This window comes from Serratia sp. LS-1, assembly GCF_003719595.1.
In the GTDB taxonomy this organism is placed as follows: Bacteria; Pseudomonadota; Gammaproteobacteria; order Enterobacterales; family Enterobacteriaceae; genus Serratia; species Serratia ureilytica.
Window position 1 is genome coordinate 3,043,161 of record NZ_CP033504.1, and the last position, 13,972, is coordinate 3,057,132.

Consider the following 13,972-nt stretch of genomic DNA (forward strand, 5'->3'; position numbering starts at 1 on the left):
GTCAATATGCCGCGTTTTCCCGCCGGCGCTGTTGCAGCAGCGCCGCCTGCTGACGCGCCACCTGCCAGATGGCCTCCGCCGCCGGCGTCAGTGAGCGGTTCTTGCGCCGCACCAGCATCAGCGCGCGGTTAATTTCCGGCACCAGCCGCCGCACCCGGAGCCGCCCCCCTTCCGGCAACGGCAGCGCCAACGCCGGGAAAATGCTGATGCCAATGCCCTCCGCCACCATCGGGAACAGCGTCGCCGGATGGCCGATTTCCTGCACCACCTGCGCCTCGACGCCCTGCTGCCTCAGCGCGCTGTCGATCAGCGGCCGGCTGCCCGACGCATAATCCTGCAACACCAGGCGGCAGCCGTTTAACGCCGACCAACGCACCTCTTGCTGCTCAGCAAACGGGTGATCGTCGCGGCACAGCAGCAGAAACGGTTCGTGCAACACCGCTTCGCACTCCAGATCCACCGCCTGCACCGGATCGACCACGATGCCGAAATCCACCTCGGCGTTACGCACGCTGTGCAGCACCTGCTGCTGCGCCTGATCGCGCAGCATGATGCGGATCTCCGGGTATTCGCGTTCGCCGGCGGCGATGCACTGCGGCATCAGATGGGCGGAAATGGTCTGGCTCGTCGCCACCCGCACCGTGCCGCTGCGCTGTACGCCAAAGCTGCGCGCATCCAGCAACGCGGCCTGCAGTTCGTCCAGCAGCCGCTCGACCCGGTTGGCCAGCCGCAGACCGGCGTCGGTCAGCACCACTTCACGCGTGGTGCGATCCAGCAGGCGCACGCCGACCTCCGCCTCCAGCTCTTTCACGCTGTGGCTGACCGCCGATTGCGTCAGGCCGATCGCCTCGCCGGCGCGGCTGAAGCTGCCGTGGCGGGCGATGGCGACGAACACCCGCAGCTGTTTGAGTGAGTAATTCATGTTTTTTATTCATAGATGAATTAAATAAATCAATTTAATTATTATATGTCCGCGCGGGAGAATAGCCCTATCGATTTTCGACCCTGAGCGCACCGCCATGAGATTTCTGCCCGATCGTTTTACCCTGACGCTGATCGCTACCGTGCTGCTGGCGTCGTTCTTGCCGGCGCGCGGCGAGTTCGTCGGCTGGCTCAACGCCCTGACCATCGCCGCCATCGCCCTGCTGTTCTTCATGCACGGCGCCAAGCTGTCGCGCGAGGCCATCCTGGCCGGCAGCAACAACTGGCGGCTGCATCTGTGGGTGATGTGCAGCACCTTCATCATTTTTCCGGCGCTGGGCGTGCTGTTTGCCTGGTGGGCGCCGATCGACGTCAGCCCCGAGCTGTACGCCGGTTTCATCTACCTGTGCATCCTGCCGGCCACCGTGCAATCGGCCATCGCCTTCACCTCGTTGGCGGGCGGGAACGTCGCGGCGGCGGTATGCAGCGCTTCCGCCTCCAGCCTGCTCGGGATCTTCGTGTCGCCACTGCTGGTCGGCTTGTTGATGAATGTGCACGGCGATACCGGCGGCCTGCGGCAGGTCGGTTCGATCGTGCTGCAGCTGCTGGTGCCGTTCGTCGCCGGTCACCTGCTGCGGCCGCTGATCGGCGGCTGGATCGAACGCCATCGGCCGCTTATCGGTAAAACCGATCAGACTTCAATTCTGCTGGTGGTGTACGCCGCCTTCAGCGAGGCGGTGACGCACGGCATCTGGCATCAGGTAGGGATGGGCTCACTGGCGTTTATCGTCGGTGGCAGCATCGTGCTGCTGGCGATCGTGCTGGTGGTGAACACTTACATGGCGCGCTGGCTGGGGTTCAGCAAAGCGGACGAGATCACCATCGTATTCTGCGGTTCGAAGAAGAGCCTGGCGAACGGCATTCCGATGGCCAATATCCTGTTCCCGGCGGCGACGGTGGGGATCATGGTGCTGCCGCTGATGGTGTTCCATCAGGTGCAGCTGATGACCTGTGCGGTATTGGCGAAAAGGTATCAGCGCAAGCAGCAGGCGCAACAGGCGGTGCCCAACGCGCAGGCGTCGCGCGGGTAAAAAAAAGACGGGCCAAGGCCCGTCAGTTCAGCTTTTCTTCAGCGGCTTGACCAGGTGGTCAAGCCCTTCGATTTTAATCGCCAGCGTCATCTCCATCAGCATGCCGAGCTTGCCTTTGGGGAATTCACCCTTGCGGGCGAACCACAGCAGGTACTCTTCGGGCAGATCGATCAGCACCCGCCCCTGGTACTTGCCGAACGGCATCACGGTATTGGCGATCTCCAGCAGGTTTTCTTTTTCCATCACTCACCCAGCAGGCGGATCATCTCCGCTTCGTCGATCACGGCGATACCCAGCTCCTGAGCCTTCGCCAGCTTGGAGCCGGCCGCCTCGCCGGCGATCACCAGATCGGTTTTCTTCGACACGCTGCCGCTGACCTTGGCGCCCAGCGCCGTCAGGCGATCTTTGGCCTCGTCGCGCGACAGCTGGCTCAGCGAGCCGGTCAGCACCACGGTTTTGCCGGCGAACGGGCTGTCTATCTCTTCCGCCGCCACCACCACCGGCGCCGGCCAGTGGATGCCGATTTCGGCGCCCACCAACTCGTTGATCACCTGCTGATTGAGCGCTTCATCGAGGAAGTTGCGCGTGTGTTTGGCCACCACTTCGCCGACGTCCGGCACCTCTTTCAGCGCCTCGATGTCGGCGGCGAACAGCTTCTCGAGCGATCCGAAATGCGCCGCCAGGTTGGCGGCGGTCGCTTCGCCGACCTCGCGAATGCCGAGCGCATACAGGAAGCGAGCGAAGGTGGTCTGCTTGGATTTCTCCAGCGCGTTGACCAGATTCTGCGCCGATTTCGGCCCCATGCGATCCAGGCCGGTCAGAATGCCGGCGGACAGCCGGAACAGATCGGCCGGGTTCTTCACGTACTCCTTGTCCACCAGCTGCTCGATGATCTTGTCGCCCATGCCTTCAACGTCCAGCGCGCGGCGGGAAACGAAATGCTTCAACGCCTCTTTGCGCTGCGCGCCGCAGATAAGACCGCCGGTGCAACGCGCCACGGCCTCGCCTTCCACGCGCTCAACGTCGGAACCGCACACCGGGCAGTGCAGCGGGAACACCACTTCGCGCGCATCCTGCGGCCGACGGTCTTCCAGCACGCCCACCACCTGCGGGATCACGTCGCCGGCGCGGCGCACGATCACCGTATCGCCGATGCGCAGCCCCAACCGCTCAATTTCATCGGCGTTGTGCAAGGTGGCGTTGCTGACGGTCACCCCGGCCACCAGCACCGGCTCAAGGCGCGCCACCGGCGTAATCGCGCCGGTGCGGCCAACCTGAAACTCCACTTCGCGCACCACGGTGATCTGCTCCTGCGCCGGGAATTTGAACGCCGTCGCCCAGCGCGGCGCACGTGCCACGAAGCCCAGCGTTTCCTGCAGATCGATGTCGTCAATCTTGATCACCACGCCGTCGATATCGAAACCGAGCTGTGCGCGGTCCCGCTCGACCTGGCGATAGAACGCCAGCACTTCCTCGCTGCCGGTGCGGCGCTGGGCGCGATCGCTGACCGGCAGGCCCCAGGCCTTGAACTGCATCAGGCGTTCAAAGTGGCTGCGCGGCAGCTCGCCGCCTTCCAGCAGCCCGACGCCATAGCAAAAGAAGGTCAGCGGACGTTTGGCGGTAATGCGCGGATCGAGCTGGCGCAGCGAACCGGCGGCGGCGTTGCGCGGATTGGCGAACACCTTGCCGTCTTTGCGCCGCGCCTCTTCGTTCATCTGTTCAAACCCGGCCTGCGGCATGAACACTTCGCCGCGCACTTCCAGCCGGCGCGGGATGTTGTCGCCGGTCAGGCGCAGCGGGATGGCGCGAATGGTGCGCACGTTGGAGGTGATGTTCTCGCCGGTGGTGCCGTCGCCGCGCGTCGCCGCACGCACCAGCTCGCCGTCTTCGTACAGCAGGCTGACCGCCAGGCCGTCCAGCTTCAGCTCGCAGCAAAAGGTCAACGGATCGCTGCTCTTGAGCCTGTCCTGCACGCGCTTGTAAAACGCCAGGAAGCTCTCTTCGTCGAACACGTTGTCCAGCGACAGCATCGGCACTTCGTGACGCACCTGATCAAACGCCGCCAGCGGCGCCGCGCCCACGCGCTGGGTCGGCGAATCGGCGGTGATCAGCTCCGGATGCGCGCTCTCGAGCTCGCGCAGCTCGCGCATCAGGCGGTCATATTCCGCATCCGGCACTTCGGGCGCATCCAGCACATGATACTGGTATTCATGATGGCGCAATGTGGCTCGTAGTTGATTGATTTGTTGGATTATCGATTCCATGGCTCACCATCAAAGATAAAAAACCCCCGGCTAGCGGGGGCTTTGTTGTTACGGATGTTCAGTGCGCGCGGCAACCCGGTCAGGCGTTGTTTTCCAACACTTCACGGATACGCGCTTTGTAGGTTTCCAGCTTCTGCGGCGTCATCATGCGGCGCTCGTCGTCCAGCACCACACCGCCCACGTCGTCGGCGATGCGCTGCGCCGACTGCAGCATCAGCTTGAAGTTCTGATTGGCGTCGCCGTAAGACGGCACCATCATGAACATCGACACGCCCGGCGTGGAGAAATCGGACATCATGTCAGGATCGAACGACCCCGGCTTGACCATGTTCGCCAGGCTGAACAGCACCGGGCCACTGCCGGCCGGGCTGATATGGCGGTGGAAGATGCCCATCTCGCCAAACTGGAAGCCCGCCTGCAACACGCTCTGCAGCAGCACTTCGCCGCCGATCACGCCGCCCTGATGGGCCGCGACGTGCAGCACCAGCACGGTCTCTTTCAGTTTAGCCTGTACTGGCGCAGCGGCCGGCTGTTGCGGCTGCGGTGCAGGTTCCGACGCAGGCTTCACTTCCGGCGCTTGCTGCACCGGGGCGGGTTCGGCTTGGAATGCCGGTTCCGCCGCCAGCGGCGCCTCATGTTCATGCGGCAGATCGTCAACGCGCGGCTCGCGGCGCACGGCCGGTTGCGGTTGCTGCGGCTCGGCCGGTTCTTCGTCCGGCGCGTAGTTGTTCAGCAGGATGTCATCGTACTCCGGCCGCTGAGACAGCGGAGGCGGCGTCTGATGAGCAGCCGGCTGAACGGCGCGGGGCGCAGGCGCAGCCGCCGGAGCGGGCTTCGGCGCGGCCACGGGTTCTTCGCGTGCGGCATCGAAATGGCCGAATGACGGCTCGTCTTGCGGGTGAGCGGCGCGTACGCGCACCTCACCGACGCCTTCTTCGAGATCGTCGATCGGAGTTTGTTCACGTTCCTTTTGGGAACGTTTGGCTGGGCGATCGCGGAAGAGCGCTGACCGTTCTTTGCGACTGGTCCACAGACCGTGCAATAACAGCGCTATTATGGCGATCGCGCCAACAACGATTAATATCAGACGCAAATCCTGCATCATTGCTATCTCTGTTGTTCCAATACATTGCCACCGCGGCAAACATTCACTCTTTAACTCTATTTGCCCGCGCACACAAGTGCAAGTCCGTGCTGAACTTTATGCCAATAAAGATGATTATACTGCCTTTTTCTGCTGGTTTTTCAGCCAACCCTACCCTAGCCAGTGGAAAATCATCCCTATATGATAATGATGCCTGTTCAGACAACGAGATAACTTAAGATATGTCCTATACGCAGCCCCCTTCCCGTTCCACCAGCGGCATTCATTATTTCGCCGAAGGCTGGCGCCTGATTTCGCGCCCGGGGATTAAACGCTATGTGGTCCTGCCGTTGCTGGTCAACGTGCTGCTGATGGGCTCCGCTTTCTGGTGGCTGTTCAGCCGCCTCGGCGACTGGATCCCGGCGATGATGAGCCACGTTCCCGACTGGCTGCAATGGTTGAGCTACCTGCTGTGGCCGCTGGCGGTCATTTCGGTGCTGCTGGTGTTCAGCTATCTGTTCAGCACTATCACCAATCTGATCGCCGCGCCGTTCTGCGGCCTGCTGGCCGAGCAGCTCGAAGGCAGCCTGACCGGCAAACCGCTGCCGGACACCGGCCTGCTCGGCATCGCCAAAGATCTGCCGCGCATCATGGCGCGCGAATGGCGCAAGCTGATGTATTACCTGCCGCGCGCGCTGCTGCTGCTGGCGCTGTACTTCGTGCCCGGCATCGGCCAGACGGTGGCGCCGGTGCTGTGGTTCCTGTTCAGCGCCTGGATGCTGGCGATCCAGTATTGCGACTACCCGTTCGACAACCACAAGGTGAGCTTTGCCGACATGCGCCGCGCCTTGCGCCAGCACAAAACCGACAACCTGCAGTTCGGCGCGCTGGTCAGCCTATTCACCATGATCCCGATCCTCAACCTGGTGATCCTGCCGGTCGCCGTCTGCGGCGCCACCGCGATGTGGGTCGATCGCTACCGCTCGCAATTCGTCCGATAACCGCCGTTTTTTACCGCCGACAACGCGGGAATTTTCGACAGGGCGCGCATTTCGCGCCCTTATCATTGTGCTTAAAACTTATTTCCTAATAACATATAGATATACCAATTCTTTACTTCCCTGCCGGTACTGTTAGCGTATGCTTTCGATGTTCCCCACATTTTCATAGAGTTAAAGGACGGGCTATGAGCAAGATATATGAAGACAACTCATTAACAATCGGCCATACGCCGCTGGTTCGTCTGAACCGTATCGGCAACGGACGCATTCTGGCCAAGGTTGAATCACGCAACCCGAGCTTCAGCGTCAAATGCCGCATCGGTGCCAATATGATTTGGGATGCGGAACAACGCGGCGTGCTGACCGCCGGCAAAGAACTGGTGGAGCCGACCAGCGGCAACACCGGCATCGCGCTGGCCTTCGTTGCCGCCGCGCGCGGTTACAAGCTGACGCTGACCATGCCGGAAACCATGAGCATCGAGCGCCGCAAGCTGCTCAAGGCGCTGGGCGCCAATCTGGTGCTGACCGAAGGGGCGAAAGGCATGAAAGGCGCCATCGCCAAAGCGGAGGAGATCGTCGCTACCGATCCGAACCGTTACCTGATCCTGCAACAGTTCAGCAACCCGGCCAACCCGGCCATCCATGAAAAAACCACCGGCCCGGAAATCTGGGAAGACACCGATGGGGAAGTCGACGTGTTCATCTCCGGCGTCGGCACCGGCGGCACATTGACCGGCGTCAGCCGCTACATCAAGAACACCAAAGGCAAGGCCATCACCACCGTGGCGGTCGAGCCGACCGACTCGCCGGTCATCAGCCAGGCGCTGGCCGGTGAAGAGCTGAAACCGGGCCCGCACAAGATCCAGGGCATCGGCGCCGGCTTCATTCCAGGCAACCTCGATCTTGACCTGGTGGATCGCGTCGAAAAAATCTCCAACGACGAAGCCATCAGCATGGCGCGCCGCCTGATGGACGAAGAAGGCATCCTGGCAGGCATCTCCTCCGGCGCAGCGGTCGCAGCGGCGGTGAAACTGGCCGAAGAACCGGCGTTCGCCGACAAGACCATTGTGGTCATCCTGCCCTCTTCCGGCGAACGTTATCTCAGCACCGCGCTGTTCGCCGATCTGTTCACCGAGCAGGAATTGCAGCAGTAATTCCGCCACTGCACAAATCGCTAAAAAAGCACCCTGTGGGGTGCTTTTTTGTGGACTGGATCAAACTTTATAGCAGTCCAAGATTGCTTTTGCCCGTCGCCTTTAGTATTTAACGGTGCATTATTTCGATGCGCAAAATTAATCACTCTCCGAGCCTGGTCGAGGCTGAATCGATTTACTCATCTGTCGCCGACGCGGCGAATCGGGCATAATGGGGAGCGGATTGGAACGACGTCTAAAGCCGAGTTTTTTGATCTGAAGTGCCTAACGCGTCGTTTTCTGTTGCATCAACGTTCGCCCCTGTCCATAGTCAGGCGCTATAACCAGACAAGTTAAAGTCAGGCCCCTGGGCTAAACTTTAACTCCACAACATTAATCCAATAAGTTGGGGAAACATCAATGTTCCAGCAAGAAGTTACTATTACCGCTCCGAATGGTCTGCATACTCGCCCTGCCGCTCAGTTCGTTAAAGAAGCCAAAGGCTTCACGTCTGACATCACCGTGACCTCCAACGGCAAAAGCGCCAGCGCTAAAAGCCTGTTCAAACTGCAAACTCTGGGGCTGACTCAAGGGACCGTAGTGACCATCTCAGCTGAAGGTGAAGACGAGCAGAAAGCCGTTGAGCACTTGGTAAAACTGATGGCAGAGCTTGAGTAATCGGCCCGTCTTTTTAGTTAACACCAGTCAAGAGTAAGGTAGGGTTATGATTTCAGGCATTTTAGTATCACCGGGCATCGCTTTTGGTAAGGCTCTCTTGCTGAAAGAAGACGACATCGTCATCAACCGGAAGAAAATCTCTGCTGATCAAGTAGAGCAGGAAGTCTCGCGTTTTCTGGCCGGCCGCGCGAAAGCGTCCGAACAGCTGGAAGCGATCAAGACCAAAGCTGGCGAAACCTTCGGCGAAGAGAAGGAAGCTATCTTCGAAGGCCACATCATGTTGCTGGAAGACGAAGAGCTTGAGCAGGAAATCATAGCCCTAATCAAAGACGATCTGGCCTCCGCAGACGCCGCCGCCTACACCGTGATCGAAGGCCAGGCGAAAGCGTTGGAAGAGCTGGACGACGAATACCTGAAAGAACGCGCCGCCGACGTGCGCGACATCGGCAAACGCCTGCTGCAGAACATTCTGGGCATGCCTATCGTCGATCTGGGCTCCATTCAGGACGAAGTGATCCTGGTGGCCACCGATCTGACCCCGTCCGAGACCGCGCAGCTGAACCTGGACAAAGTGCTGGGTTTCATTACCGATCTCGGCGGCCGCACCTCCCACACCTCTATCATGGCGCGCTCCCTGGAGCTACCGGCAATCGTCGGCACCAGCGACGTGACCAAGCAGGTGAAGAACGACGACTATCTGATTCTGGACGCGGTTAACAACCAGATTTACGTTAACCCGACCGCTGACGTTATCGATCAGCTGAAAGCCGCCCAGAACCAATACATCACCGAGAAAAACGATCTGGCCAAGCTGAAGGACCTGCCGGCGATTACGCTGGACGGCCATCAGGTTGAAGTCTGCGCCAACATCGGCACCGTGCGTGACGTCGCGGGTGCAGAGCGCAACGGCGCGGAAGGCGTCGGCCTGTATCGTACCGAATTCCTGTTCATGGACCGCGACTCGCTGCCAACCGAAGACGAGCAGTTCCAGGCTTATAAAGCCGTGGCGGAAGCCATGGGCTCGCAGGCCGTGATCGTCCGCACCATGGACATCGGCGGCGACAAAGACCTGCCGTACATGAACCTGCCGAAGGAAGAGAACCCGTTCCTCGGCTGGCGCGCCATCCGCATCGCGATGGACCGCCGTGAAATCCTGCACGCCCAGCTGCGCGCCATCCTGCGCGCCTCGGCGTTCGGCAAACTGCGCATCATGTTCCCGATGATCATCTCCGTGGAAGAAGTGCGCGATCTGAAAGGCGAAATCGAGACGCTGAAGGCGCAACTGCGCGAAGAAGGCAAGGCGTTTGACGAGAGCATCGAAGTGGGCGTGATGGTGGAAACACCGGCTGCGGCGGTCATCGCTCACCACCTGGCGAAAGAAGTCGACTTCTTTAGTATTGGGACAAACGATCTAACCCAGTATACTCTGGCGGTAGATCGCGGCAACGAGCTGATTTCTCATCTCTATAACCCGATGTCCCCATCAGTGCTTGGCCTGATCAAACAGGTTATTGATGCATCTCACGCGGAAGGCAAGTGGACCGGCATGTGCGGCGAACTGGCTGGCGATGAGCGTGCTACACTGTTGTTATTGGGCATGGGGCTGGATGAGTTCAGCATGAGTGCGATTTCAATCCCGCGCATCAAGAAAATTATTCGCAACACGAATTTCGAAGATGTGAAGGCGTTGGCAGCGCAAGCCTTGGCACAGCCAACGGCACAAGACCTGATGAATTGCGTCAATAAATTCATCGAAGAAAAAACGCTCTGCTAAACTTCCACGACACTGGAACGCCGCCCAATTTAATGCTTAGGAGAAGATCATGGGTTTGTTCGATAAACTGAAATCTCTGGTTTCTGATGACAAGAAAGACACGGGCACTATCGAGATCGTCGCTCCCCTTTCTGGCGAAATCGTCAATATCGAAGATGTGCCGGACGTAGTGTTCGCTGAAAAAATCGTTGGCGACGGTATCGCCATCAAACCGGCCGGCAACAAAATGGTTGCTCCGGTTGACGGCACCATCGGTAAGATTTTCGAAACCAACCATGCATTCTCTATCGAATCCGACAGCGGCATTGAGCTGTTCGTCCACTTCGGCATCGATACCGTAGAACTGAAAGGCGAAGGCTTCAAACGCATCGCCGAAGAAGGTCAGCGCGTCAAGAAAGGTGACGTCGTTATCGAGTTCAACCTGCCACTGCTGGAAGAGAAAGCCAAGTCTACCCTGACGCCGGTCGTTATCTCCAACATGGACGAGATCAAAGAGCTGATCAAACTGTCCGGCAGCGTAACCGTTGGCGAAACCCCGATCATCCGCATCAAGAAGTAATCGCGAATGAGCAAGAAAAACGGCGCCCTCGGCGCCGTTTTTTTATCCCCTTCGTCTTTCGAACCACAGCGTTGTTGGCCGCACGTGCTCACCCCGGTCACTTACCGGAGTAAGCTCCCGGGGATTCCCCCGCTTGCCGCCTAGCTGCAATTCGAAATCCTTTGGGTATGCCGCGGATAATAGACGTTATCGGCGCAGGCAGTTTGAACATGGACAGCGCGCAACCTTCGGAGCGTACACACAGTACGTGACGAAGGCGAGCACTGCCCTAGTTCAAAATGGCAAGTAAGATAGTCTATTATTGCCAGCGCGGGATACGCAGAGTGATGATAAGCCCCTCTCTGTCGCCGTTGCGCGCCTCAACCTGGCCGCCGTGCGCCAATACCACCTTGCGGGTAATCGCCAGCCCCAGGCCGTAGCCCTTGCCCGACTGCGCCGACTTCACGCGCACGAATGGATCGAAGATGCTCGACAGTTTCGACTCCTCTACGCCCGGCCCCTGATCGCTGACGGCGAGCTGGAACTGGTTGTCGATGCGCGACAGCGCCACCGTCACCCGCTGGCCCTGGCTGGAAAAGCGCAGCGCATTGCGCACGATGTTGTCCACCGCGCGCCGCATCAGCTCCGCATTGCCCTTGACGGTATACTCCACGTCCGACTCGGCCTGCAGCACGATCTCCACGCCGGGCACCTGCGCCTCGTAGCGCGCATCGCTCACCACCGCGTCCACCAGGCCGTACAGATCAAAGTACTCCTCGTCCGGCAGGCTGCTGTGTTCGGTGCGCGACAGCGCCAGCAGCTCGCCGATCATTTTATCCAGCCGCCCCGACTCATGTTCGATGCGCTTGAGCGAGGTTTCGACGTTGCCGGCATTCTGCCGCGCCAGGCCGATCGCCAACTGCAGGCGAGCCAGCGGCGAACGCAGCTCGTGCGAGACATCGTGCAACAGCTGCTCGCGGGCGCTGACCAGCAGCTCCAAGCGTTCGGCCATGGTGTCAAAATCGCGCGCCACGTCGGACAGCTCGTCATGACGGCGCCGCATTTTCGGGAACAGCCGCACCGACAGATCGCCCTGCGCCACCCGATCCAGGCCGCCGCGCAGCTGACGCATCGGCCGGGTCAGGTTCCAGGCCAATACGGCGCTGAACAGCAAACCGCCCAGCCCGCCGACCCACAACATCGGCGCAGGAATGTTGAAGAAATGGGAACGCCGCTCCGGCCGATACTCTTCCCGCAGCCCGCGCACGTTATAACTCAGCCAGTATCCCTGCCCTTCCCCGGTCTGCACCCAGGCGGAAATCGCTTTCGGCATCCGCCGCCCTTCAAACAGCGGTTCTTCCGGCGCGGGCGGCGGCGGTTGGGTCATCGGCGTTACCGACAGCAGACGCCTGTCGTCCTCCGGCCAGTCGCGCATCAGCGCTTCCAGCGCCGGCATGCCGCCGCTGCGCAATTGGGTGGCGGCGGAGGTCAGCTGCAGGCCGATCGCCCGTCGCGCCATGGCGTTCTCCGGCGGCACATAGCGATCGCCATAAAGAGAAAACGCCACCCACAGGGCCTGCGTCATGATGAGAAAGGTCAGCCAAAAGCCGAGCAAAATTTTCCAGAACAGTCTTCCGCGCATGTCAGGTTACCGGATGCGATAGCCGATACTGCGCACCGTTTCGATGCTCAGCGTATTGCCGGCCAACGCGCTCAGCTTCTGGCGGATATTGCTGATATGCACATCCACGCTGCGGTCATAGGCTTCACGCGGGCGCCCCAGCCCCTTCTCGGACAATTCGTCCTTCGACACCACGCGGTCCGGCGCGCGCAGCAACAGCTCCAACAGATTGAATTCCGAAGCGGTCAGATCGAACGCCTTGCCGCGCCATTCGCTGCTGCGGGTTGAAGGGTTTAACGTCAGCTCGCCAACGCTGATGGCGGCCTCGTCGTCCACTTCTTGCGGCCGTTCTTCGAAACGGCGCAGCACCGCGCGCAAACGCGCCACCAATTCGCGCGGATAGCAGGGTTTGGGCATGTAATCGTCGGCGCCCATCTCCAAACCAATCACCCGATCGATGTTGTCACCTTTGGCGGTCAGCATGATGATCGGCAGCCGGCTCTTTTTGCGCACGTCGCGCAGCACGTCGATGCCGCTCATATCCGGCAGCATGATGTCGAGGATCATCGCGGTATAGTCGCCCGACAGCGCGCCCTCTACCCCCGCCTTGCCGGTCAGCACCAGCGTGGCGTCGAAACCTTCGCCCGTCAGGTATTCGCTCAGCATGGTGCCAAGCTCCAGGTCATCGTCGACCAGTAAAATTTTCATGCCTTGCTCCTTCACCGATTTTCGTTATTTTCCCGCCAATTTCGCCGGTCCGCAGCCGGTTTTACTCAATCCTTACACATCGCTCTTGGCGTCTCGTCACCGTTATTGTGGCCGCTGCCGCGCGATTTCTCTACTTCAGTCATGGCATTGGCGCACGGGCAAGCGGCAGCCGCCGCAAGTGGGGCTGCCGTCTGTCGAAAGGAAAAGGGGAAAGGTTTTCCCGACGGAACACACCGCCGGGAGGGCGCGCTCAGCCGAACACGCCGGTTGAAAGGTAGCGATCGCCGCGGTCGCAGACGATCGCCACCACCACGCTGCCGGGGTGAGCCGCGGCGACGCGCAAGGCGCCGACCACCGCGCCGCCGGAGCTGACGCCGCAGAAGATGCCTTCACGCTGCGCCAGCTGGCGCATGGTCTGCTCGGCATCGCCCTGTTCGATATCCAGCACCTGATCCACCAGCTCCGGGCGGAAAATACCCGGCAGGTAAGCGGGCGCCCAGCGGCGAATGCCGGGGATGCTGCTGCCCTCCGCCGGCTGCAGGCCGATGATCTGCACCTGCGGATTCTGGCTTTTCAGGTAACCGCCCACGCCGGTAATGGTGCCGGTGGTGCCCATGCTGGAAACGAAATGCGTGATGCGCCCTTCGGTTTGGCGCCAAATCTCCGGGCCGGTGGTAGTGAAATGGGCGTAGGGATTGTCCAGGTTGTTGAACTGATCCAGTACCTTGCCCTGCCCCTGACGCTGCATCTCCAGCGCCAGATCGCGCGCCCCTTCCATGCCCTGCTCACGGCTGACCAGGATCAGCTCGGCGCCGTAGGCGCGCATCGCCGCCTGCCGCTCCAGGCTCATGTTCTCCGGCATCAGCAGCTTCAGCGTATAGCCTTTCAATGCAGCGATCATCGCCAGCGCAATGCCGGTGTTGCCGCTGGTGGCCTCAATCAGCACGTCGCCGGGCCTGATCTCACCGCGCAGCTCCGCCTGCTGGATCATCGCCAACGCGGCGCGATCCTTCACCGATCCCGCCGGGTTGTTGCCTTCCAGTTTGACCCATACCTCGCTGCCCGCCTGGGCGGCCAGCCGTTGCAGTTTTACCAGCGGGGTATTCCCGATGCATTGTTCGAGCGTTGTCACGATCTTTGCCTGTGTGTTGGTGTGCGT

13 protein-coding genes are annotated in these 13,972 nt (G+C 60.5%); 6 read left to right on the plus strand and 7 right to left on the minus strand.

The features are described from left to right. Position 1: 1 nt before the first annotated feature. On the minus strand, positions 2-922 hold the full coding sequence (locus EDY99_RS14635; RefSeq protein ID WP_046896254.1) for a LysR family transcriptional regulator: 921 nt from the start codon (positions 920-922) through the stop codon (positions 2-4). A gap of 97 nt (positions 923-1,019) precedes the next feature. Here EDY99_RS14635 and EDY99_RS14640 point away from each other — a divergent pair, with 97 nt between their 5' ends. Then, positions 1,020-2,012: a bile acid:sodium symporter family protein gene (locus EDY99_RS14640; RefSeq protein ID WP_047574159.1), complete on the plus strand. Its 993-nt coding sequence runs from the start codon at positions 1,020-1,022 to the stop codon at positions 2,010-2,012. Positions 2,013-2,039: 27 nt separating this feature from the next. On the opposite strand, the gene EDY99_RS14645 is transcribed toward EDY99_RS14640, so the two are convergent. From EDY99_RS14645 to zipA, 3 genes are all read right to left on the minus strand, one after another. Then, positions 2,040-2,255 (minus strand): DUF3820 family protein, encoded by a 216-nt coding sequence (locus EDY99_RS14645; RefSeq protein WP_004936441.1) that lies wholly within the window; start codon positions 2,253-2,255, stop codon positions 2,040-2,042. Continuing rightward, positions 2,255-4,276 (minus strand): NAD-dependent DNA ligase LigA, encoded by a 2,022-nt coding sequence (gene ligA / locus EDY99_RS14650; protein ID WP_033643959.1) that lies wholly within the window; start codon positions 4,274-4,276, stop codon positions 2,255-2,257. Before ligA ends, EDY99_RS14645 begins: the two co-directional genes overlap by 1 nt. Positions 4,277-4,355: 79 nt before the next feature. Then, on the minus strand, positions 4,356-5,381 hold the full coding sequence (gene zipA / locus EDY99_RS14655; RefSeq protein WP_123061871.1) for a cell division protein ZipA: 1,026 nt from the start codon (positions 5,379-5,381) through the stop codon (positions 4,356-4,358). A gap of 221 nt (positions 5,382-5,602) precedes the next feature. Between zipA and cysZ the strand changes: the two genes are divergently transcribed. The 5 genes from cysZ to crr all read left to right on the plus strand — a co-directional run bounded on the left by cysZ (position 5,603) and on the right by crr (position 10,505). Next, positions 5,603-6,361, plus strand: coding sequence for a sulfate transporter CysZ (gene cysZ / locus EDY99_RS14660; RefSeq protein ID WP_123061872.1), 759 nt, complete (start codon positions 5,603-5,605; stop codon positions 6,359-6,361). A gap of 185 nt (positions 6,362-6,546) precedes the next feature. Next, complete coding sequence (gene cysK, locus EDY99_RS14665) at positions 6,547-7,515, plus strand: cysteine synthase A (RefSeq protein WP_016926786.1); 969 nt, start codon at positions 6,547-6,549, stop codon at positions 7,513-7,515. A 399-nt stretch (positions 7,516-7,914) separates the two neighbouring features. Beyond that, positions 7,915-8,172 (plus strand): phosphocarrier protein Hpr, encoded by a 258-nt coding sequence (gene ptsH / locus EDY99_RS14670; RefSeq protein WP_004936458.1) that lies wholly within the window; start codon positions 7,915-7,917, stop codon positions 8,170-8,172. A gap of 46 nt (positions 8,173-8,218) precedes the next feature. Continuing rightward, on the plus strand, positions 8,219-9,946 hold the full coding sequence (gene ptsI, locus EDY99_RS14675; RefSeq protein ID WP_004936461.1) for a phosphoenolpyruvate-protein phosphotransferase PtsI: 1,728 nt from the start codon (positions 8,219-8,221) through the stop codon (positions 9,944-9,946). A 49-nt stretch (positions 9,947-9,995) separates the two neighbouring features. Then, positions 9,996-10,505 carry a PTS glucose transporter subunit IIA gene (gene crr, locus EDY99_RS14680; RefSeq protein WP_004936467.1) on the plus strand — a complete coding sequence of 170 codons (510 nt, stop codon included), beginning with the start codon at positions 9,996-9,998 and terminating at the stop codon, positions 10,503-10,505. Between the two features lie 298 nt (positions 10,506-10,803). Here crr and EDY99_RS14685 read toward each other — a convergent pair whose 3' ends face one another. From EDY99_RS14685 to cysM, 3 genes are all read right to left on the minus strand, one after another. Further along, positions 10,804-12,126 (minus strand): ATP-binding protein, encoded by a 1,323-nt coding sequence (locus EDY99_RS14685; RefSeq protein ID WP_033643962.1) that lies wholly within the window; start codon positions 12,124-12,126, stop codon positions 10,804-10,806. Between the two features lie 6 nt (positions 12,127-12,132). Then, on the minus strand, positions 12,133-12,813 hold the full coding sequence (locus tag EDY99_RS14690) for a response regulator transcription factor (RefSeq protein ID WP_089195041.1): 681 nt from the start codon (positions 12,811-12,813) through the stop codon (positions 12,133-12,135). Positions 12,814-13,063: 250 nt separating this feature from the next. Beyond that, complete coding sequence (gene cysM, locus EDY99_RS14695; RefSeq protein WP_033644334.1) at positions 13,064-13,945, minus strand: cysteine synthase CysM; 882 nt, start codon at positions 13,943-13,945, stop codon at positions 13,064-13,066. Positions 13,946-13,972: the final 27 nt, after the last annotated feature.